Source organism: Citrifermentans bemidjiense Bem, assembly GCF_000020725.1.
Taxonomy (GTDB): Bacteria; Desulfobacterota; Desulfuromonadia; order Geobacterales; family Geobacteraceae; genus Geomonas; species Geomonas bemidjiensis.
Genome location: NC_011146.1, coordinates 2,399,893 through 2,420,105, shown reverse-complemented (window position 1 = coordinate 2,420,105; position 20,213 = coordinate 2,399,893). Strand labels below are relative to the sequence as shown.

Below are 20,213 nucleotides of genomic sequence, written 5' to 3'. Positions count from 1 at the left end.
CCCCGACCGCGCCCTTCCCGAGCGAAAAATAAACAACAACGTAAAGGAAAATTAATCTTGCGTGATACAATGGAAAAGTTTTTTTTTGTGGGAGCCAAATTTCACTCAGGATTCGGGGGCGGACATGGAAGTTAGACGCGGCATCACACCTTTTTGCATGGCTCTGGCGTTGCTTTGGGTAGCCCCACAGGCGCAGGCAACGCTCGGAGAGAGGGGCGATTCCATCGCGAAAGACAGCAAAGCCTTATCCACGGTCACCCGCAGCACAATCCATCGCACAAAATACGCAATGCAGGAGATGACCTCGGAAACGACAGCCGTCCGTGAGTACCAGACGCCATCGGGCATCGTCTTCGCCGTTGCCTGGAACGGGCTGGTCCATCCGGATCTCACTCAACTGCTCGGCTCCTACGACCAGGAGTACCGTACGGCCCTATCCAAGCAGCAACGCAAGCGCGGACACAGGCAGACCCAGGTGAAGTCGAACCGGGTCGTGGTCGAGACATGGGGTCATATGCGAAACCTACAGGGGAGGGCCTACCTGCCTGGACTGGTCCCTCAAGGAGTGAACCTCAATGAGATCCGTTAACCTACTGGCGATCTGGACCTTCCTGCTGTCGTTCATCATCATGCCCGGCTGCGGCGGGGGAGGCGGAGGGGGCAACAACCCCGCTCCGGCTCCGACTCTGAGCTCCCTAACCGTCACGCCGGCCAACTCCTCGCAAGACATCGGCGCGTCGACGCAGTTCGCCGCGACGGCAACCTTTTCCAACGGGAGCACCAAGGACGTGACAGCTCTCGCCACCTGGACCTCCACGGCCCCCGCCGTCGCCACCGTAAGCGACGCCACCGGGGCGAAGGGGACCGTGACCGCCGTCGCCGCGGGGAGCTCGTTGATTAACGCGTCTTTCGGCGGCCTTACCGGCTCCACGACGGTAACCGCCTCGCCGGCTGGGGTCCCGGCGAACGTGATGGCGGTATCGGTGAACGGCGGACTCTGCTCTGCCGGGAGCTACCTGAATAAGCCGTGCGTGAGCGTGACCGTGTGCAATCCCGACCTCTCCGCCTGCCAGACGGTCAACGACGTCCTGCTCGATACCGGGAGCTACGGGCTGCGGGTATTCCGGCAGGCAATCAGCAACCTTTCGCTTACTCCAGTGGCAAGCGGCAGCGGCTCCCTCACCGGTTGCGTCGAGTTTGCCGACGGAAGCTCCTTGTGGGGACCGATCATGACGGCTGCGGTGAAACTCGGCAATGAACCCGCGGTGCAGATCCCCATTCAAGTCATCGATTCAAGTTTCGGCTCCCTTCCCCTCCCCTGCGCCAACGCCGATCCCACGCCGGTCTCCTCTGGATTTTCGGGCATCCTCGGCGTCGGCGTTCTAACGGAGGACTGCGGCCCGGGGTGCGTCGTGACCGCGAACAACGGGGTTTATTACCGCTGCACCGGCACCAGCTGTGTCGGAACCACGGTTCCCCTGGCAGACCAGGTGCAAAACCCGGTGGCCCGCCTGCCGGTGGACAATAACGGGCTGATAGTGCAGCTGCCGGCAGTCCCGGTAGGGGTGGGTGCGCCGTCGGTCAGCGGCTCGGTGATCTTCGGCATCGGCACGCGCACCAACAACACGCCGGCCTCGCCCATCGCCTTCCCGACGGACCAATTCGGCGACATCAGGACCATATTCAACGGCGTCAACACGATCAGTTTCTTCGACACCGGCTCGAACGGTTTGTTCTTCCCGAACGCAGACCCCTCTGTGCTGCCTGTCTGCGCCTCCCCGAACTCCGACTGGTTCTGCCCGCCCGCCACGCGCGCTCTGTTCGCCACCAACGTCGGCATCGGGGGGACCCCCACCAACACTGTAGGGTTCAACATCTCCAATTTCGTCACCCTGGCCAATTCCCCTAACAACGTCTTCAACGACGTCGGCGGTCCCTCGACCTTCGGGTTCGACTGGGGCCTCCCCTTCTTCCTGGGACGAAGTGTTTATTTCGGCCTTGAGCAAAAGAGCTCCACCCTCGGCAACGGTCCCTACGTCGCCTACTGACCGAACCCTCCCACCATCGTCCCAACAGCACCTTGCCGCCTGCAGCGGGGCAAGGTGCTTCTTTTTCTACCCTATGCCGCGCTTTCGTTAGAAGGTTTACTGTGATAGATTCATGGGAGCGAAAAGCTGTAATAATGTCGATGCGATGGCAGCGGACTCTCGTTTCGGGCCCGCTGCGGTTGGGAGGGATACCTTGATCAAACCTTTACTGATGCTCCTCGCTTTATCGATGGGAACCCTGCTACCGGCAACAACGCTTTGCGCCGAAACGGCTGCCTCGAAAACGGCGGAAGGCGCCGCCAAGTCGGAATCCTTACCAGGGTCGGCAACGCCTGGGCGGACGGTCACAACCGCCCACAGCACGCGCATTGCCGGCAAGGAGATCAGATACCTTGCCACCGCCGGAGAGTTCCCCCTGTTAAACGATGCCGGAGAGACCGAAGCGCAGATCTTCTACGTCTCCTACAACGCAGAAAAACGCGATGCCAATCGGCCGTTAATCTTCGTCTTCAACGGCGGACCGGGAGCGGCCGCGGTATGGCTGCACTTGGGGGCCATGGGGCCCAGGCGGGTACAGATGCTCCCGGACGGCAACATGCCTTCGCCCCCCTTCCAACTGGTAGACAACGAACAGGGATGGCTCGATCTTGCCGACCTCGTCTTCGTCGACCCTGTCGGCACCGGCTACAGCCGGGCGGCGAAACCGGAATTGGCCAAGAAGTTCAGCGCCGTTCAAGCCGACATCGACTCCCTGACGCGGTTCATCAGGCTTTACCTCAGCAAGACCCAGCGTTGGAGAAGCCCGCTCTTTCTGGCTGGCGAGAGCTACGGGAGCTTCCGGTCGGCAGCGCTTTCTGAATCCCTTCTGGAGCATGGCATCGCCTTGAACGGGGTGTTGCTGATATCGTCCATCCTCAACCTGCAGACCGTCTCTTTCGACTTCGGCAACGATCTCCCCTACTCCCTCTTCCTTCCCAGCTACACGGCAACCGCCTGGTATCACAAGAAGCTTGCGCCCGAGTTGCAGGGAGACCTGGAACGGACCCTGGCAGACGCGGAAAAATGGGCCGCAAGCGACTACCTGACGGCGCTGAACCAGGGGGACCGCCTCGATCCGGCGGCACGCCGTGCCGTGTCCGAAAAGCTTGCCCACTTCACCGGCCTTAGCGCCAGCTTCGTGGAGAACCGCAACCTGCGCATCGACAGCCGGGATTTCGCAGCCGAACTGTTGCGGGGCGACGGCAGGATCACCGGCATCATGGATACCCGCTTCAGCGCCCCGAACACAGCCCCCAGCAAATCGTTCCCCTTCGATCCCACCGTGAGCACCATACGCTCGCCCTTCACCTCCGCCGTCAACCTCTACTTGCGGGATGAACTCAACTACCACAGCGACCTGGAATACTTCGTCCTTGGGGGTGGCATCGGGCGCTGGGATTGGGAGGCGAAGAACAGCTACGCCGACACAAGCGAGAATCTCCGTGACGCCATGGCGAAGAACCGTTACCTCGGCGTGTTCATCGCCTCCGGGCTCTTCGACCTGGCAACCCCGCATTTCGCGACCGACTACACCGTGGCGCATCTCGGGGTCGCACCGGAGTTGAAGAAGAACATCACCGTGCGACGTTACCGCTCGGGGCACATGATGTATCTGGAAAAAGAGTCACTGGCTCAGTTGAAAAAGGATGCGGCCGAGTTCATCGGCGCCGCGGTGAAGAGAAGATAAAGGGGGACAGGCTACTTTTCCTTTTTTTTATTGCCACAGGGCCTCAGGCTTGGGAACCTCGATCAGGTCCTGCTCCTCCTGGGGAAGTGTGGAGAAGAACTCAAGGCCGGTCAGTTTTTCCACCTCGCGGACCGGAACCAGGTACTTCGGCATGTCGCGGGTGTCGAGCGGACGATTGGGCATGACCACCGCGATTGCTTCGTGCCTTACCGGATCGAGGACCACTTTGAAAAGAGCATCCGGTACTGCCACCTTGTTGCGGCCGATGGTTTTCACTTCACCTTCGCCGTAGATCGGCCCGCTGTAGATGTAAAGTCCCCCCCGCTTCTCCACCCACTGGCGCACCTTCTTTTCCAACTCGGCCCAGATACCACGATTCATCCCCTCCCCCGCCTGGGGAACCATGTTGGATAGATAGAAACTCTCCGACATGGCGGCTGCATCCCATGCCATGTCCGCCGCTGGGGCCATGTGCCCCCGGTCGTATCCCGATCCTTTGTAGTCCGACAGTTCCGCCCGCTGCCCTTTGGGCAGTTCCGCATCAGGCACGAAACGGTCGGAGCGCTTCAGGACCGCCTTTAGCCGCTCCCGTGTCATGCGCTCGACGACCCAGACCGGGGTCTTGCGCTTGGCGTCGTGCGAGAGCAGGTATCCCTTGCGGCAAAGGAGATCGCCAGAGGTGCCAGGGACGCCAAACTGCGTGTACTCGCGGCAGTCGTCGAGGGGGCCGGCAAAGACGGAAACAGCGGTAAACAGTACCAGCAACAAGGAATGAAGACAGAGTCGACGCATGAATACCACTAAGAGGAAAGGATGCCGGTCAGAGCCGGGTGCTGACAGGTGCGCAGTGTAGCAGGAGTACTTTGAGCGGTCCAACATTATCTGGGATCTCTAAAGCAGGTCTGCATCAGCAGGCAAAAAATCCGTGGGGAGGTTTACATAGGAGAAATATGTATTATCATAAGAATCTGAATTAGACAGTTCTAACAAAAATACGAGAGGTGGTACTGACAATGTACCAAGGACTTGAAACGGGTGTCGAAGGGAGGCAGGAGGTAGAGACTGCCGACGAAATAACGGTCAAAGAGCAGGTTGCCGAGGTAATGGCAAAGTTCGCACACACAGTCAGAAGCAACTCCAAAAAGCACGGCTCTTTGACTCCGGGAGAGATGCTGACACTTCTGGCCAAGGACCTGCCTGAGAGTATTCACAAAGCGGTGCGGACCAGGATGCCAAACGATGCGGCCTACCGGGACATCAAGACGATCATGACCTCTTCGCGTCAGACCTTTTTCTACTCCCTGGCGCACATGTCGGCCACCGACGCCGAGGCCAAGGGTCGCATCGAAGAGATGAAGCACATCATCGCCGAGAAAATCCGGCGAGACTCGCGAGTCACCATTTCCCTCACCCCCTTGAACGCAATCTACGCGCTGTGGCCGGAGATGCGGACGGTCAAGATCTGCTCCATCATGAACGAGATGCAAGCCCAGGAATGCTACCGCGACGTGCAAACGGTTTCCGCCTGCAGCGGCGCGCTCTACCTCTACAGCGACCGGCACATCACCGACAAATACGCCGTGCTTCTGGCACGGACCGCCGTCAACGACACCTGCACCACCATCGCGCATACGGTCAGAGAAGAGTCAAGGATCTACCCCAGGCCCATCAATATCACGGCCTTCACAAGCCAGGTTTTCGGCATTCCACACGCTTCACTAGAGCCCTGCATAGTACGGGTCCTGAACCATCCCGAATTCACGGACATAAGGAAATTGATCCACCCCGAAACCCAGGCGGTGTATCTCTACTCCAACCAGTACATGAAAGAGGACCATGCCTTCTCCGTCATGAAGTGGCTGGAGGAAACACCTTCCAAGCGCAACGCTTCTTTATTTTGATGTCTTGGGGAGGGCCTGGGCCACCAACTCGGCCAAGTCTCTTACCTGAACCCCGGTGCCAGGCACCTCCTTCACCCCGTCTTCGAACATAGTCATGCAGAAAGGGCAGCTGACGCAGATGGTATCCGGTTTCAACGCCAGCGCCTCCGCGACGCGCGCCCGGTTGATCGGTGTTCCCTCGTGCTCCTCAAGCCACATCCGCCCACCGCCGGCGCCGCAGCAAAAGGCTTTATCGCGGCTGCGCTCCATTTCGCCTGCTGCCTTACCGGTTACCGCCTGTACCACCGAGCGCGGGGGCTGGTAAACGTCGTTATGGCGCCCCAGGTAGCAGGAGTCGTGCAGGACCAGGTTTCCCAACTCCTCCATCCTTCCCTCCAGTTGCAGCTCACCCGAAGCAAGAAGCCCGGCGATCAACTCGCTGTGATGCAGCACCTCCAGCTCCAGCCCGAACTGCCGGAAATCGTTCTTGAGCGTGTTGTAGCAATGAGGGCACTGAGCGATGACCTTGGTTACCCCCTTCTCCCGGAACTGCGCCACGCTTTCCCGCGCCATCAGGTCGAAGAGGTATTCGTTGCCCAACCTGCGCACGCTCTCGCCGCAACATTTCTCATCCCTGCCCAGGACGCCATAGGAAACGCCCGCAGCGTCCAACACCCGGGTCAGGGCGACGCTCACCTGCTTGTTCCTGGCATCGAAGGCGCCCGAGCAGCCGACGAAGAGGAGGTACTCAGTCTCTCCCGCCACGAAAGGGCGTAGCTCCAGCTGAGAGCTCCACTTGCTCCTTTCCGACGGGGCCATCCCCCAGGGGTTAGAGCGCTGCTCCATATTCTCGAATAAGTTCAAAAGCTCGTCGGGGAACTTCGCCTCCATCTGCACCAAGTGCCGCCGCATCTTCACGATCTTCGGCAGATGCTCGATGAAGACCGGGCACGCCTCCATGCAGGCGCCGCAGGAAGTGCAGCTCCAAAGGGCGGATTCCGGGGTCGCTCCCTTCTTCCCCTCCCCTATCAGCGAGACGGCTCGTTCCGCCTGAGCGTCTCCAGCAAGCTTCTCCAGCACGGTCCCGTTTTGCAGCAGGTTCTCTTTCATGGCATGAATCACCTCCCGCGGGTTGAGCGTCTTTCCTGTGGTTGCTGCCGGACAGGAGTCCTGGCAGCGGCCGCATTCGGTACAGGAGAAGGAATCGAGCAGGTCCTTCCAGGTGAGCTGGTCAACGGTTGCCGCTCCGAAGCTGTTCCCCTCGCAGAATTCCTCGCGGGGCTGCGTGTTGCTCTTGCCCATGTTCCGCAAGAAGACATTAGGTATGGCGGTAAGTATGTGCATGTGCTTGCTGTAGGGAAGATAGTTCATGAACCCCAGCAACACCACGGCATGAATCCACCAGAACACCCTGGCGGCGAGATTCAGCTGGGCGTCGGCTAGGGTCCAGGAGAGCAGGCTGGCGCAGAGGTTTGACACCGGGGTAAGGTAGGTGGACTCGCGCGCACCGGAAGCGATAAGGGCGCCATTCATCCCGAAGTAGGCCAACATAAGGATGGCGATCATGGAGAGGATGAAGTAGGCCTCGAAGGTACGCGCCCCCGGGAACGGCGGGTTTATGCTGCGGCGCACGGCGGCGACAGCCACCGCGACCAGTACCACCAGCGAGCAGATTTCGAACACAAACGCGAGCGTGCCGTGCAAAGGTTCAGGCAAAAGCGCAAAAGAGAGGCCCGGCAGTATGCCTGACACAAGGAATTCAACGTTTGCCACCGCGAGTACCAGGAAGGCCCAGAAGATGACCCCGTGGTTGAGGCCGAAGGGGCGGCTCATCACCCTTTTCTGCCCGAAGGCGTAGACGAGCATCTCCTTGAAACGGGCCTGCGGCTGGTCGAAGCGGTATTCCTCCTTCCCGATGGCCACCAGCGCCAGCCGGCGGTAACAACTGAAGGCAAAAGCAGCCATGGAAAGCGACAGCAGGACAGCGAAAAAAGTATGTTCCATAGGTATGACTCCCGGCAGGATCGAAGGTTTACTTGCGCTTCAGCTTCTCAGCTGTTTCATTTCCCGCACCCGGGCAGTCAGGGCCGGCACCACCTCGAAAAGGTCCCCGACGATGCCGAAGGTCGCCACCTCGAAGATAGGCGCTTCGGGGTCGCGGTTGATGGCGACGATGACGTCGGAATCCTGCATGCCGACCAAGTGCTGAATGGCGCCGGAGATGCCGCAGGCGATGTAGATCTTGGGCCGGACCGTCTTGCCCGTTTGCCCCACCTGCCGGTCCTGCGGCAGCCACCCCGCGTCGACCGCGCTGCGCGAGCCCCCCACCACCCCGCCCAACTCCTCGGCGAGTTCCTCCAGCAGGGCGAAGTTTTCCTTCGCCATCAGTCCACGGCCGCCGGAGACGATGAACTCGGCTCCCGCCACGTCGACCTTGTCCTTCCCCCCCTTGTCCGTGATCACTTCCAATACCCGGGTGAAGATCGAGGATTCCGGGATGGGACAGCTCTCCGGGATGATAGTGCCCTTCGCACCTGCGCGCTGCTGCGGCATGGGCATGACATGCGGGCGTACCGTGGCCATCTGGGGGCGGAAGCGGTCGCACATGATGGTCGCCATGATGTTGCCGCCGAATGCCGGACGCGTCTGCATCAGGTTTCCCTTGGCGTCGATGCCTAGTCCGGTGCAGTCGGCGGTGAGGCCTGTCTTGACGCGGGTTGCCACCGCGCCGGCCAGGTCGCGCCCCATACCGGTCGCCCCCATGAGGACCACCTCGGGCTTGTGCTTTTCGATCAGGTGGCACATCGCCGCGAGGAACGGCTCGGTCCGGTACTGGCGGAACACCGGGTCGTCGATGAGGTAGGCCTGGTCGGCGCCGTAGCTGAAGGCGGTGTCGGCTAGATGATCCACGCCGCTCCCTATGATGACCGCGGAGAGCGGTACCCCCAGCGTATCGGCAAGCTCGCGCCCCACGCCGGTCAACTCCCAGGAGACCTTCGCCGCCTCCCCGTCGTTTTGCTCGACGAAGACCCAGACCCCCTTGTAGGCCGCCACATTCCTGCGACGCTCAAGCTCCTCTTCGTCGACCTCCTCGCCGCCGTGCTTCTCGAAGCTCGCGATGATAGCCAACTCTTCCGGGGTGTAGAACATCTCCAGCGCGCCGGCGGGGCAGGCCTTCACGCACTTGACGCAGCCGATGCATTTTTCCGTTTCGATGACCGGTTCGCCCTGTTCGCTCATCTCCACGCCGTTTATGGGGCAAACGCTCTGGCAGCGCGCGCCGCAGGCGATGCATTTCCCCGCTATCACCCGCGCCTTGCCGCGAGGCTTCTTCACTTTTGCTGGTTCGCTCATTGGGTCACCTTCTGTGATCGCTGATCTTATAATGTGGCCGACGTGGCACGTTGCCTTCCCCCACCCCAACCCTCCCCCGCTGGGGGATGGAGCGCTTTCGCTTCGTAAAGGGGACAGGCTACTTTTATTTTTCGAAAAAGTAGCCTGTCCCCTTTTGTTTTCAGTCAGGGGACCTATACGGAGAGCATGTCCCCCTGGACCAGGCGATCGAGCAGCAGACGGGCCGCGGCTACGGGATCGTTCATGCCGTCGCCGATGATCTCTCCTTCCTGCCGCTCAGGCGAGAAGATGCGGCTTACCCAGGTAGGGGACCCCTTGAGCCCGACGCTGTTCACGTCCAACTGCAACTGCTCGTTGCTCCAAGACTCCACCTCGGCCTTGGCGGATGCCAGCCGCATCGGCACCGTTGGGTAACGCGGGCGGTTCAGTTCCCGGACCACCGTGATCATCGCAGGCAACCGCGCCTCGACGATCTCGTATCGTCCCTCCAGCTTGCGACGCACCGTTATCGTTTTGGCGTCGAGGTCGAGTTTCTCGATACGATCCACCAGGGTCAACTGGGAGAATCCCAACCGGACCGCTATCCCCGGGCCTACCTGCGCCGTGTCGCCGTCGATAGTCTGCTTGCCGCAGAACACGAGGCCTACTTCCTCGCTCTCGCCCAGTTTCCGTATTGCCGCAGCAAGTACGTTGCTGGTCGACAGAGTGTCCGCGCCGCCGTAGGCTCGATCCGAAAGGAGGATGCTCCGATCAACGCCCAGAGCCAGCGCCTTTCTCAGCGTCGCCTCGGCGTTGGGGGGGCCCATGGAAAGCGCCACGCTCTTCAACCCGTGGCTGTACTTGAGACGCAGGGTCTCCTCCAGCGCATGGGTGTCGTAAGGGTTGACGATGAACGGGATCCCGTCCCTCACCAGGGTGTTGGTGACGGGATCGATCTGCACCTGCGTCGTATCCGGGACCTGCTTCAGGCAGGCAATTACCAGCATGTCTGGCCTCCTTGTCTCTTATAAACTCACCGCCGACCTCAGGCGGGCACCGTCTTTTGACTGCCCTTGAGCTACGTTCCCACTCCTCACCCAAGCCTTCCCCCTCCCTGGCTCTTCTCCTTACCCCATGCTACCCATGCTAGCCAGCGCGAAGATCTTCTTGTTGTCATAGCTTGGTTGCGCTCCCAGGTACATGAGCGTGTTGCTGCCGGCTATGGAGAATTTTCTCTTGGTGAGCAACGAGGCAGCGGCGAGATTCCCGGCGGGAACATCGAGAAAGACGGGTCCCAATAATCCTCCAAGGGCCCGGTCCAGCAGAAGCTCCGCCTGAGTTTCCATCAGCGCCCCCCACGCCCCGATCTGCGTCCCTTCTTCCCAAGGCTGGCAGCAAAGGAAGGAGTGCTCTCCGCAATAGCTCCATCCGCGGCCGACGGTGACATCCAAAAGCCCATCCCGCCGGTCACCCCACCCTGCCCGATCCACTTCCCGCATGGTTTGCAGATCCTGATGTGGCAATCTCTCCGCGCGGGGGTCGCTTGTCCCTTTCCCTTTCCAGCGATTGATACTGTCGATGGGCAGAAAACCGAGCTTCCTGTAAAGCCCTACTCCTTTGGCTGAGGCGGTGAGCCACACGGTCGCCTCCTGGCTGGAGAGCAGGGCATCGAGGGCACCTTCCATCAGTTTCGCGCCGATACCGCGCCTGCGCGCCTCGCTCGTTACCAGGAGGTTGCCGATCCAACCGCTGTTCTCGTGCCGCAGCGACGTGATGTAGCCAAGCGTCTTCCCCTCCTCGCGCCAAGCCAGGCAGCCCTGAGGGAAATTCTGCAGCAGGAACTGAAACTCCCAGGCCCCGCAGACCCACCCTTCCTCCCTGGCTAGAGCTATGAAGGAAGGTATGTCGGACTCGACGAACGGTTCGATCATCTGCTACGCCGCCGGGGCGATGGCGAGCTGCAGGTTTTCGCAGATCAGCCCCACCGCGTCGGCACGGCACTGTTTGCAGTGTTTGAACTGTCCAATGGTCTTCTCGTTATCCTGGCGTAGCGCATCCAGCCGGTCTGCTGAAGGAGGCTCGATATGGGCGAAATCGGCCTGCGGAATGAGCGGCATGATGTTCATCACGAAGGCCCCAAGTTCCTTAACCTTCTTCGAGATGAGCGGGATCTGCTCGTCGTTCACACCGGGTATCAGCACCGTGTTTATCTTGATGGTCAGCCCCAGTTCCGCCGCCTGGCGGATCCCTTCCAACTGGTTACGAACCAGGATCTCCGCCCCCTCCTCGCCTGTGTATTTGGTCCCCTTATAGAAGACGTGGGAGTAGATCTTGCCGCCGACCTTCGGGTCCAACGCGTTGAGAGTGACGGTGAGGCTGTGCAGTCCGATCTCCTTAAGCACTGGCATCTTGTCGGGTAGCAGCAGCCCGTTGGTGCTCAGACACTTGATCAACTGCGGAAACTCCCGGTCCACGTAACGAAAGGTGTCGAAGGTCTCTTCGTTGAAGAGCGGATCCCCCGGCCCGGCAATGCCGATGACCTTGATGATGGGGCCGGTGATGGGGCTTGCCATCACCTCCCTCACCCTGACGATCGCCTCGTCCGGCGAGAGCAGGCGGCTCGTGACGCCCGGGCGCGATTCGTTGGCGCAGTCGTGACGCCGGGTGCAATAGCCGCATTTGATGTTGCACTTGGGCGCCACCGCGAGGTGCATCCGCCCGTTTTTATGGTGGTTGCCGCCAAAGCAGGGATGCCCCTGGATCTTCTTCATCTTCTCGCACGATGTCGCCATGTCATCCTCCTTGATCCTTGCTTCAGGCCGTGCCTGAAAACGAAAAATGCCCGGCGGGATATGTTCTATCCGCGCCGGGCATCGTTGCCGTTTATGTTAGATACGTCGTTGTACCTGTTGGAGCCTAATGAGCATTTAGCATGCCAGCTTCCGGTGTGGATGACGTTTACAGGTGGGACCAGGGGGGTTCGGGAGGTGATGAAAGCCGCTTTTATCTCTCCATATTTGCCTTGCAACACTGCACATTAGCAGGGCTTCGCCCATTGACGGCAGGCATTCATCTTTACCGCAGAATGTTCCCGCTCGATTGAGCACCCCGGATGATTTACCACACCGCGCCTAGTGCTTCATTAGCTGCAGAGTTGCCTCGCACTTGCAGCATCAGACTATTTTTTGTGCATTGCCCACAGCGGCGGCGTAAAGCATCAGCGGAAAGTCCCCCTTTGGGAAAAAGGGATTTCATATCGCCACATACCCCCTTCCAAGGTTCAACTGGAAAGTCAGGGAAAGGTCGCTCTTCGTCCCCCCTCCCCTTGCGGGAGGGGGTTAGGGGGTGGGGGAAAGTGCCATAATCTCCAAACATTGCGGCTTTACCCACCCCCCATCCCCCTCCCGTCAAGGGAGGGGGGGCTGTCACCAGGAAGAGCCTTTTCAACAGGGGGTGAGCGAAATATACCCCGCGGTGCCGGATGATGCTTGCTAGAGGGTTTAATCAAAAAACTGGCAGGCAGGATTGCTTATTGCAGCAGTCGGCGCATGTCCAGCCACTCCTACCATAGCGATCTGCTCTCCCGCGCCAGGGGAGCCTTTATCGGCCTTGCGGTCGGTGACGCGCTGGGGGCTCCCGTGGAGTTCATGACGCGGGGGGAAATCAAGGAGAAGTACGGCGTCTTAAAGGAGATGGTGGGAGGGGGATGGCTGAGGCTGAACCCCGGAGAGGTCACCGACGACACCGAGATGTCGCTCTGCCTTGCGCGCGCCATCGTCAAGGCGCGAGGTTGGAACCGTAAACAGGCAGCCGACAACCTGGCGGGATGGCTCAAGTCGAAGCCGATAGACGTGGGCGACACCTGCCGGCGCGGCATCAGGAACTACATGCTGCACGGCACGCTGGAAACCCCGCCCAACGAATGGGACGGCGGCAACGGCGCCGTGATGAGGACCCTCCCCATCGGCCTCTATACCGCTGGCGACGCCGCGCTTTTGGAAGCCTGCAGCCTGGAGCAAGCCCACCTTACCCACAACCATCCCCTGTCCGACGCCGCCACCATCTACCTGGGGCGCCTGCTGCACCTGGCGCTGGCAGGAAGTTCCATGCACCGCCTACGACGCGAGGCCGGGCACCTGATCGAGAAGTACCCGAAGTTCAGCTTCGATCCATACAAGGGGCTCGCCACCGGTTACGTGGTCGACACCATGCAGACCGTCTTGTACTGCTTTTTCAGGTCGCGATCTTTCGAGGGGTGTGTGGTGGACACGGTGAACCAGGGAGGTGACGCCGATACCACCGGCGCCATAGCCGGAGCCTTGGCAGGTGCCTATTACGGCGAGGACGCGATACCAGCCAGGTGGCGCAAAAAACTTTCCAAGGACGTGCTGACCGAGATAATCGAACTTTCGGAGGCGCTGGTGAAGCTCTCGCCTCAGTTCCGGCGAAATTAACCCTGCGGCCCGGTTTTTTTTTGCGTCTTTACGTCTTGGCGCGAGCCGCAGTTTCAGATGGTGCAGAGCAGTCGTTTCACCCGGAATTCTCCCCCGATCACCAGGCACTCCCCCTCCCCTTTGAGAATAGAGTTAGGCAGCAGTTCGCTGAAGAAGAAGATCTTCTCCAGAGGGACCTGCGCCTCCCAGACGATGAAGCCGAATTCCCAGGCGCGTTCCTCGTCGGTGGTGAAGGAATTCAGGTTGTTGAGGCGGACGATCTCCTCGCGCTTCGAGATGGTCTCCAGTTTGTCGTGCTCCGAACGCTCGAAGGTGCCGCGATACAGGGTGAGGTGGCGGCGGTCTGGGTACCTCTTGGCGAGTTCGTACTGGCTGTACTCGTAGAGAAGATCGAACTGGGAGTTGATGGCCGAGGTGCGCGCGCTTCCCTTGGTCCGGTCCACCGCATACTGCAGGTAGTTCTCGTCGTGGATCCCCGCGATGCGCACGTTATGGAAGGTGGGCGGAAGGCCCATCCTGCTTTCCACCCACCCTTTGAGCACCGCCCCCTCCACCGAGTTGGAGTCCATCATCCACCCCCTGAGAAAGCGCAGGTAGCTGTTTTTCAGGCTCTTGCGCGCCGTTGCGCTCTCCTGCTGCCACTGGTGCAGTTGAAACTTCACCGACATGTAGTCGTTGAAGACGGCGGCACGTTCTTCAGGCGTGGCGATGACGTCCAGCTTGTTGAATAGGAAGCGGTTGACGGCCCGCACCCCCTGGATTTCCAACGACTGCGGGTTGTCGTTGAAGTGCCGGGAAGCGATGACCCAGGGGGGAAGGTTGCAGTGGTTGAATGACACCATGTAAAAATCAGATTGAGATTAAGATTGAGATTAAGAAGAGGCAAAACCCGGGGTTTCCTTAATTTTAATCTTTATCTTTATCTGCCTCTCTTGGTTTTCTCAGTCTCAATCTCAATCTTAATCTGTATCTGGTTTTACAAAGCCTTGGCCAGGTCGCGCAGGATCGGCTCGATTTCGCCTTCCACCACGTACGGCTCAACGCCCAGACGCTCCAGTTCTGCCTTCGGGGCCTCCCCTATCATGGAGCAGACCACGGCACGGCACCCCTTGAGGGCGTCGGCGGTGTCCCTCAGCGTGTGGGCACGCAGCGGGTGGTCAGGGTCGAAGCGGCAGTACTTCTCCACAGGCCGCTCCTCCAGCAAGGCGACCGAATCGCCCTCCACATGGTAGATGAGGAACCGCTCGACGTGTCCGAAGTGCTGGTTTATTTCCTTGCCATCCTTTGAGGCAACGGCGAAAAGCATAAAACCCCCTAAAACCAGATAGAGATAGAGATTGAGTAGAACCTATAAACCAGATTGAGATTAAGATTGAGATTAAGTGAAAACCTGGAATGGTCTGAAGAAGTTGGTTTGCTTAATCTCAATCTTTATCTTTATCTGCGCTTCTAAGCTACGACCGGCGCGAAGGTGAAGCACTTCTTGGAGCAGGTCCTGCCGCAGGCCTGGCAGCCGATACAGTTGCCGGGGTTGTCGACTTTCATGAACATCTTGGCCGAATCGTCCTCGTCCACCTCCTCAAAGGTCAGCACGTCATGGGCGCAGACCTTGAAACAGCGACCGCACCCGATGCAGGTTTCTTCGTCGATGGATGTGATGAACTGCGGGGTCCACTCTTTCTTTTCCTTGGTCAAACCGGTGATGTAAGCCATGATACTTCTCCTTTTATCTTGATGGTTTATCCACGTTTTATTGATCATTCACCTGAACGTCCACCCGAACCGGAAAACTAATCCTCGTCCCAAAATGACCCTGCCAGATCCTTGTTCATTGCCTTGCGCAGCCAGGGGGGCGGGTTGCCGCGCAGCACCTCCTGCATCCGTTCGATCGATTCCTTCAGCCCGACCTCCACGTTGGTCTTCATGGGATGGATGCGTTTGGCTACCAGCTTGGCGGCGGCAGGCCCGCCGATCTGCATGGTATAGACGATGGCGCAGTCGGCAAGGAGGCTCGCCCGGGCAGCTATGCGGTCCTCTTCGTCGCTGCCGTGCTCGCCGACGGTGAGGGTCTGGACGTAATGCGCCTCCTCGGGCCCGACCTCCCAGATGTGGAAGGAATCCGCCTGCCCGAAGTGCATGTCGATGGTTTCGCCGGTCTTTGTAGTAAAAGCGATCTTCATACTCTCTCCTTGAAAAGCGAGATAAAGATAAAGATAGAGATAAAGAAGATTCTGTAGCCAAGGTTTTAGCCTTTATCTAAATCTTAATCTCAATCTGCCTCTTCTCTGCCTCTCAGTTGTGCGCCAGTTTCTGCGCTTCCTTGGCATTGGCTTGGAATATATTTGCGACCTCGAAGACCAGGTTCAGCGTCCCCTGGTAGCCGACCCACATCTTTTGGTGCGCCCCGAGCCGGTCGAAAACGGGCATCCCGGTTCTCAGGTGTGCATTGATCCCTAGTTTCTTCGCCGCTTGGCGCCCGTTGGAGTTGGCCACTAACAGGTCGGCTCCCGCCGCGGTCTGTTCCAGGTCCTCCAGGTCCCCGACGAATACGTTCTCCGTCGGCAAGCGGTCCAAGCCCCGCGTCCTCGTTGCAGCAATGGCGACCTGTATTTCGCAGCCGAGGCTGGCAAGGAAATGTGTCATCCCCTTCAGGTGGTCCGCCTCCAGCGCCAGCGCCACTTTTTTCTGTCCGAACTGGTAGTGGCTGTCCACCATGGCGTCCATGAGGCGGCTTCTCCAGCGCCGGAATTTCACAGGTATCGGCCGTCCGGAAAGAGCCGAGAGCGTGGCCATCAATAGGTCCGTCTCCTTGAGCCCGGTGATGGAGGTGAACCCGTAACTCGGGATGCCGAACTTGTCCTGGAGCACCCCGGCTGCTTCGGCCAGCGAATCGCCGAAATATAGCGTCGCTTCGCTCCGCCCCGCCGCCTTGATGCGCTCGATGGTGGCTCCCCCTACGGAGAGCGCCGAGACGGTGGCGTCGATGTGCCCATCCAGCGCGTTGGAGATGTCCGGCACAACCACCGGATCCAGCCCGAACGCCTCGCAGATTCCCGCGATTTCCTCGACCTCGGCAGGAGTTAGCTGGCAACCCGGCAGAATACTTACCTGTCCAGGTATTCCGATGCCCCCTTCCGGCACCGTCGCCACGATGGCCTCGACCGCCGCGGCGTACCCTTCCTGCATCGAGCCGCAGTAATCCGGGGTCGAGGCGTGGATCACGGGAATGGCATCGTGCTCCGGATGCGCCTCCCGGAACTTGACGATGGCGCTCCTGACGTCGTCCCCCATGGTCTCGGTCAAACCGGTGGTCATCACGCCCACCACCTCTGGCTTGAACTTTTCCATGACCCGGTTCAGGCCGACCCTCAGGTTGTCCCAGCCGCCGAAGATGGCCGTCTCCTCGCTCATGCTGGTCGAGTTGAGCGCGATGGATTCCTTGAAATGCCGGGAGAGCTGCAGCCTGATGAAGGTGGAGCATCCCTGGGCGCCGTGCAAAAGCCCCAGCATCCGGTCGATCCCGAGATAGGCGAGCGTCGCCCCCAGCGCGGGGGAGTTCTTCTGCGGGTTTACCGTGGCGTTCTTGGTCGGCACCTTGACCCGCGAGGCCTTGATCTCTTCGGCGGCGAAGCGCGCGGCATGCCCGGCGGCGTAGGCCAGATCCGCTTTCTGCGCCTCGGCGTCCTTCTCCCAGGGGGCCTTGTCGTTCAGGGTCGGCCAGATCGGGTTATTCACCGTGAGATCAAGCTGTTTGGCGAAGGTGACCATTCCGGCGTAACCCGCGTAAGGATGGGAGCGCCCGTGGTTTATGTCCAGAAACGGGGTCTTCGTCTTCAGCGCCAGGAACTTGGTCTTCCCCCCCGCGACGATCAGGTCGGGGAGCTTTTCGTACATGACCGAAAGAAGCCCCGCCGTACTGGTGTCCGCGATGATGGAGGCATCCTCGTGCATCAGCGCCTTCATGCGGTAGAAATCCTCCAGCGTCGAATTCTGCGTTCCCGCTGCGAGAATCTCCACCCCCAGCTCCGCCAGCGCGTTCACCATGGACCAGGTCTTCACCCCCCCGGTGAAGAGCACCGCCTTCTTCCCGGCCAGCCTCTCCCGATAAGGAGCAAGCTCGGCGCGGCAGCTCTCCTCGCACTCGGCGACCAGCTTTTCCACCCGGTCCTGCATCACCCGCTTCTCCAGGCCGTTCACCAGGTCGTCCAGCTCCCGCGCTATGTCCCGCAGCGCCTTCGCCACATCCGTCATGCCGTAGAAGGATTCCTCCAGGTACGGGATGCCGTACACCTTCTGCATCTTCTTGGCGAGGTTGGTGAGGCTCTTGGAGCAGACGATGATGTTCAGCTTGGCGCGGTGCGCGTAGCGCAGCTCCTCGAACTTGGCGTCGCCGCTGATGCAGGAGAGGACGCGGATCCCGAGCCGGTCGAAGAGCGGCAGCATCCCCCAGAGGTCGCCGGCGATGTTGTACTCGCCGATCAGGTTTATGTCGTAATCCGTGGTGAATTCCGGTTCCGCGGTGCCAATTACGTACTTGAAGAGGGTCTCGCCGGCCAGGCGGTTGCCGATGTTCTTGTCGCCGATGAAGCCAGGCGTATTCACCGGGATCACCGGGACGCTCACCTTCTCCTGGGCCGCTTTGCAGACCGCCTCGATGTCGTCGCCGGTCATGGAGGTAACGCAGGTGGCGTAGACGAAGATCGCCTTTGCCTCCGGGTAGCGCGCCGCCAGTTCCTGGATGGCGCGGTAGAGCTTCTTTTCGCCGCCGAAGATCACGTCGTTTTGCAGCATCTCCGTGGTGAAGCCGCGGCGGTAGATCTGGGAATCCGAGGAGCGTGCCCCGCGGTTGTCCCAGGAGTTTCCGGCGCAGGCGATGGGGCCGTGCACCAGGTGGATGACGTCGGTGATGGGCATGAGAACCACGCGGGCGCCGTCGTAGGCGCAGCTTCGTTCCGTCCCCTCGCCCGGTTCCGACTTCTTGCAGAACTTAGGAGCCCCGGCATCGTGAGTGTCGCAATCAGTTGTGTCGTACCAGTCTGGCTTCGCCATTGGAGCCTCCTTTTTAAAACCATTAGCAAGGAGAACATCTGAGGACTTCTGTGAAAAGACAAAGACTTAAGTTTTAAACCTTCTTGTGCTTCTCTCCTTGCCTTTGCTTTCTCAGATTTCCTCCCAATCTCCTTGCTAATGGTTTTGGGTTTTTATCTCATCATCTCGAAGTGCCGGTCCTCGCAGGTCTCGTCACGGATTTCGATGAACTTGTTGCAGATGGCGGTCAGCATGTTGATGGCGCCCTGGTAGCCGATGAGGGGCGAGCGATGCAGGTTGACGCGGTCGAAGACCGGGAAGCCGAACCTGAAGAGCGGGATCCCTGCGTCGCGCGCGGCGAACTTCCCGTGCGTGTCGCCGATCATCGCGTCGACCGGGTCGGTCATCAGCAGACTCCTCATGTGCCAGAGGTCCTTGCCCATGTAGATCTTGCACCCTTTGCCGTCCGGGGACGCGTCCAGAAGCGCCTGGAGCTCTTTCTCGACCTTCTTGTTCCCCTTGCTGCAAAGAATGTGGTACGGCTTGGCACCCATCTCCAACAGGAAGGAGACATACCCGATCAGGTAATCCGGATCCCCGTAGAGGGCGAACTTCTTGCCGTGAATGTACTGGTGCGCGTCGGTCATGGCGTCGACGGCGTAGCCGCGCTCGGCCTTGAGAGACTCGGGCACCGGCTTGCCGAAGAGCTCGGAGAGCTTCAGAAGCAGGGCGTCGGTCTTAGCAACCCCGAACGGGGTCGGCAGCGAGACGTGGGTCCCGGAGTAGTTGTCCTTGATCCAGGTAAAGGTCTTGGCGCTGGAAAAAGGCGCCACGGTCAAAGTTGCCTTGCCGTTGATGGAATCCGCCGCGTCCTCCAGCTTGGTGCCGCCCGGGTAGGGACGGTAGGTGCCGTCCAGGGGCGAATCGAAGGTGTCGGAGATGTCGGCCAAAAGCGTGTAGGGGATGCCGAATTCCTTCAGGATCCTCTTGTACTCCCGGTAGTTCCCGGTGTTGCAGTCAAAGCCGGGGATCAGGTTCAGCTTCCCGGTGCAGCGCCCTTCGACTTTCTTCCCCTCGGTCAGCGTCTGCAGGATGGAGAGGAGCATCGCGTCGTAGCCGTGAACGTGCGAGCCGTTGAAGCTCGGGGTGTTGGCGTAGGGGAGCGGGTAGTCCTGCGGCACGATCCCCTTGTTCCTCGCGTTCTTGATGAACGCAGTCAGGTCGTCGCCGATGACCTCCGGCATGCAGGAGGTGAAGACCGCCATCATCTTGGGCTGATAGATGGTGTAGGCGTTCTCCAGTGCCTCGTGCAGGTTGTTCTGCCCCCCGAACACCGCGCCGTCCTCGGTCATGGAGTCGGACACGGCCGGAGCCGGCTCGCGGAAATGGCGGTTGAAGGTGGAGCGGTAGTACGAGGCGCACCCTTGCGATCCGTGCACGAAGGGGAGCGTCCCCTCGAAGCCGTGCGCGGCAAGCTCCGCGCCCAGCGGCTGGCAGGCGTGCGGCGGGTTGATTACCAGCGCCTGGCGGGCGAAGTTCTTCTCCTTGTACTCCTCGGTATTGATCCACGCAGAGACCCGTTTCACTTCCTCTTCGGGAATCTCAGTGACGTATTTCACGGCAGCTTCTGCAGTCATAGTAGTGCTCCTTTCGTCGGCGACTAATCCGTCGCACGGCTCAAATCAAGATTGAGATTAAGATTGAGATTGAGAAAAAAACAAAAACAGGTACTGCCTACTGCCTT

General features: G+C 60.0%; 16 protein-coding genes and 1 pseudogene. 5 read left to right on the top strand and 12 right to left on the bottom strand.

Features of this window, described 5'->3' with window-relative positions; genetic code table 11:
- Positions 1 to 124 precede the first annotated feature (124 nt).
- The 3 genes from GBEM_RS10485 to GBEM_RS10475 all read left to right on the top strand — a co-directional run bounded on the left by GBEM_RS10485 (position 125) and on the right by GBEM_RS10475 (position 3,774).
- The gene (locus GBEM_RS10485; protein ID WP_012530526.1) at positions 125 to 589 is read left to right on the top strand and encodes a DUF2844 domain-containing protein; all 465 of its coding nucleotides are present in this window, start codon (positions 125 to 127) and stop codon (positions 587 to 589) included.
- Positions 576 to 2,048 (top strand): DUF3443 family protein, encoded by a 1,473-nt coding sequence (locus tag GBEM_RS10480; protein WP_012530525.1) that lies wholly within the window; start codon positions 576 to 578, stop codon positions 2,046 to 2,048. Before GBEM_RS10485 ends, GBEM_RS10480 begins: the two co-directional genes overlap by 14 nt.
- A gap of 193 nt (positions 2,049 to 2,241) precedes the next feature.
- The gene (locus GBEM_RS10475; protein WP_012530524.1) at positions 2,242 to 3,774 is read left to right on the top strand and encodes a S10 family peptidase; all 1,533 of its coding nucleotides are present in this window, start codon (positions 2,242 to 2,244) and stop codon (positions 3,772 to 3,774) included.
- 27 nt (positions 3,775 to 3,801) lie between these two features.
- On the opposite strand, the gene GBEM_RS10470 is transcribed toward GBEM_RS10475, so the two are convergent.
- Positions 3,802 to 4,566: a DNA/RNA non-specific endonuclease gene (locus GBEM_RS10470; protein ID WP_226373851.1), complete on the bottom strand. Its 765-nt coding sequence runs from the start codon at positions 4,564 to 4,566 to the stop codon at positions 3,802 to 3,804.
- Between the two features lie 221 nt (positions 4,567 to 4,787).
- On the opposite strand from GBEM_RS10470, the gene GBEM_RS10465 reads away from it, so the two are divergent.
- Positions 4,788 to 5,675 (top strand): hypothetical protein, encoded by an 888-nt coding sequence (locus GBEM_RS10465; RefSeq protein WP_012530522.1) that lies wholly within the window; start codon positions 4,788 to 4,790, stop codon positions 5,673 to 5,675.
- Here GBEM_RS10465 and GBEM_RS10460 read toward each other — a convergent pair.
- The 5 genes from GBEM_RS10460 to GBEM_RS10440 all read right to left on the bottom strand — a co-directional run bounded on the left by GBEM_RS10460 (position 5,667) and on the right by GBEM_RS10440 (position 11,779).
- Positions 5,667 to 7,658, bottom strand: a complete 1,992-nt coding sequence (locus GBEM_RS10460) for a (Fe-S)-binding protein (RefSeq protein WP_012530521.1) — start codon at positions 7,656 to 7,658, stop codon at positions 5,667 to 5,669. The genes GBEM_RS10465 and GBEM_RS10460 overlap by 9 nt on opposite strands.
- Positions 7,659 to 7,697: 39 nt before the next feature.
- Positions 7,698 to 9,008 (bottom strand): electron transfer flavoprotein subunit alpha, encoded by a 1,311-nt coding sequence (locus tag GBEM_RS10455; protein WP_012530520.1) that lies wholly within the window; start codon positions 9,006 to 9,008, stop codon positions 7,698 to 7,700.
- Positions 9,009 to 9,181: 173 nt separating this feature from the next.
- The gene (locus tag GBEM_RS10450; protein WP_012530519.1) at positions 9,182 to 9,994 is read right to left on the bottom strand and encodes an electron transfer flavoprotein subunit beta/FixA family protein; all 813 of its coding nucleotides are present in this window, start codon (positions 9,992 to 9,994) and stop codon (positions 9,182 to 9,184) included.
- A 120-nt stretch (positions 9,995 to 10,114) separates the two neighbouring features.
- The gene (locus GBEM_RS10445) at positions 10,115 to 10,918 is read right to left on the bottom strand and encodes a GNAT family N-acetyltransferase (protein ID WP_012530518.1); all 804 of its coding nucleotides are present in this window, start codon (positions 10,916 to 10,918) and stop codon (positions 10,115 to 10,117) included.
- 3 nt (positions 10,919 to 10,921) lie between these two features.
- The gene (locus GBEM_RS10440; protein ID WP_012530517.1) at positions 10,922 to 11,779 is read right to left on the bottom strand and encodes a radical SAM protein; all 858 of its coding nucleotides are present in this window, start codon (positions 11,777 to 11,779) and stop codon (positions 10,922 to 10,924) included.
- Between the two features lie 756 nt (positions 11,780 to 12,535).
- On the opposite strand from GBEM_RS10440, the gene draG reads away from it, so the two are divergent.
- A complete protein-coding gene (gene draG / locus GBEM_RS10435; protein ID WP_012530516.1) occupies positions 12,536 to 13,441 on the top strand; it encodes an ADP-ribosyl-[dinitrogen reductase] hydrolase in 906 nt (301 codons plus the stop codon).
- 53 nt (positions 13,442 to 13,494) lie between these two features.
- Here the strand turns inward: draG and GBEM_RS10430 are convergent, their stop codons facing one another.
- The 6 genes and pseudogenes from GBEM_RS10430 to nifK all read right to left on the bottom strand — a co-directional run.
- Positions 13,495 to 14,283, bottom strand: a complete 789-nt coding sequence (locus tag GBEM_RS10430) for an NAD(+)--dinitrogen-reductase ADP-D-ribosyltransferase (protein WP_012530515.1) — start codon at positions 14,281 to 14,283, stop codon at positions 13,495 to 13,497.
- 134 nt (positions 14,284 to 14,417) lie between these two features.
- Positions 14,418 to 14,747, bottom strand: coding sequence for a NifB/NifX family molybdenum-iron cluster-binding protein (locus GBEM_RS10425; protein WP_012530514.1), 330 nt, complete (start codon positions 14,745 to 14,747; stop codon positions 14,418 to 14,420).
- A 143-nt stretch (positions 14,748 to 14,890) separates the two neighbouring features.
- Positions 14,891 to 15,154: a ferredoxin III, nif-specific gene (fdxB, locus tag GBEM_RS10420; RefSeq protein WP_012530513.1), complete on the bottom strand. Its 264-nt coding sequence runs from the start codon at positions 15,152 to 15,154 to the stop codon at positions 14,891 to 14,893.
- A 77-nt stretch (positions 15,155 to 15,231) separates the two neighbouring features.
- A complete protein-coding gene (gene nifX, locus GBEM_RS10415; protein ID WP_012530512.1) occupies positions 15,232 to 15,621 on the bottom strand; it encodes a nitrogen fixation protein NifX in 390 nt (129 codons plus the stop codon).
- A gap of 112 nt (positions 15,622 to 15,733) precedes the next feature.
- Positions 15,734 to 18,490: a bifunctional nitrogenase iron-molybdenum cofactor biosynthesis protein NifEN gene (locus GBEM_RS10410; RefSeq protein ID WP_012530511.1), complete on the bottom strand. Its 2,757-nt coding sequence runs from the start codon at positions 18,488 to 18,490 to the stop codon at positions 15,734 to 15,736.
- 152 nt (positions 18,491 to 18,642) lie between these two features.
- A pseudogene (gene nifK, locus GBEM_RS10405) lies at positions 18,643 to 20,115 on the bottom strand (nitrogenase molybdenum-iron protein subunit beta); the annotation flags it as partial.
- Between the last annotated feature and the right edge of the window lie 98 nt (positions 20,116 to 20,213).

Excerpts from the sequence above, each read along its gene's own strand:
- GBEM_RS10485 (WP_012530526.1), top strand. The coding sequence starts at position 125 with ATGGAAGTTAGACGCGGCATCACACCTTTTTGCATGGCTCTGGCGTTG.
- GBEM_RS10480 (WP_012530525.1), top strand. The coding sequence starts at position 576 with ATGAGATCCGTTAACCTACTGGCGATCTGGACCTTCCTGCTGTCGTTC.
- GBEM_RS10470 (WP_226373851.1), bottom strand. The coding sequence starts at position 4,566 with ATGCGTCGACTCTGTCTTCATTCCTTGTTGCTGGTACTGTTTACCGCT.
- GBEM_RS10465 (WP_012530522.1), top strand. The coding sequence starts at position 4,788 with ATGTACCAAGGACTTGAAACGGGTGTCGAAGGGAGGCAGGAGGTAGAG.
- GBEM_RS10460 (WP_012530521.1), bottom strand. The coding sequence starts at position 7,658 with ATGGAACATACTTTTTTCGCTGTCCTGCTGTCGCTTTCCATGGCTGCT.
- GBEM_RS10455 (WP_012530520.1), bottom strand. The coding sequence starts at position 9,008 with ATGAGCGAACCAGCAAAAGTGAAGAAGCCTCGCGGCAAGGCGCGGGTG.
- GBEM_RS10450 (WP_012530519.1), bottom strand. The coding sequence starts at position 9,994 with ATGCTGGTAATTGCCTGCCTGAAGCAGGTCCCGGATACGACGCAGGTG.
- GBEM_RS10445 (WP_012530518.1), bottom strand. The coding sequence starts at position 10,918 with ATGATCGAACCGTTCGTCGAGTCCGACATACCTTCCTTCATAGCTCTA.
- GBEM_RS10440 (WP_012530517.1), bottom strand. The coding sequence starts at position 11,779 with ATGGCGACATCGTGCGAGAAGATGAAGAAGATCCAGGGGCATCCCTGC.
- draG (WP_012530516.1), top strand. The coding sequence starts at position 12,536 with ATGTCCAGCCACTCCTACCATAGCGATCTGCTCTCCCGCGCCAGGGGA.
- GBEM_RS10430 (WP_012530515.1), bottom strand. The coding sequence starts at position 14,283 with ATGGTGTCATTCAACCACTGCAACCTTCCCCCCTGGGTCATCGCTTCC.
- GBEM_RS10425 (WP_012530514.1), bottom strand. The coding sequence starts at position 14,747 with ATGCTTTTCGCCGTTGCCTCAAAGGATGGCAAGGAAATAAACCAGCAC.
- fdxB (WP_012530513.1), bottom strand. The coding sequence starts at position 15,154 with ATGGCTTACATCACCGGTTTGACCAAGGAAAAGAAAGAGTGGACCCCG.
- nifX (WP_012530512.1), bottom strand. The coding sequence starts at position 15,621 with ATGAAGATCGCTTTTACTACAAAGACCGGCGAAACCATCGACATGCAC.
- GBEM_RS10410 (WP_012530511.1), bottom strand. The coding sequence starts at position 18,490 with ATGGCGAAGCCAGACTGGTACGACACAACTGATTGCGACACTCACGAT.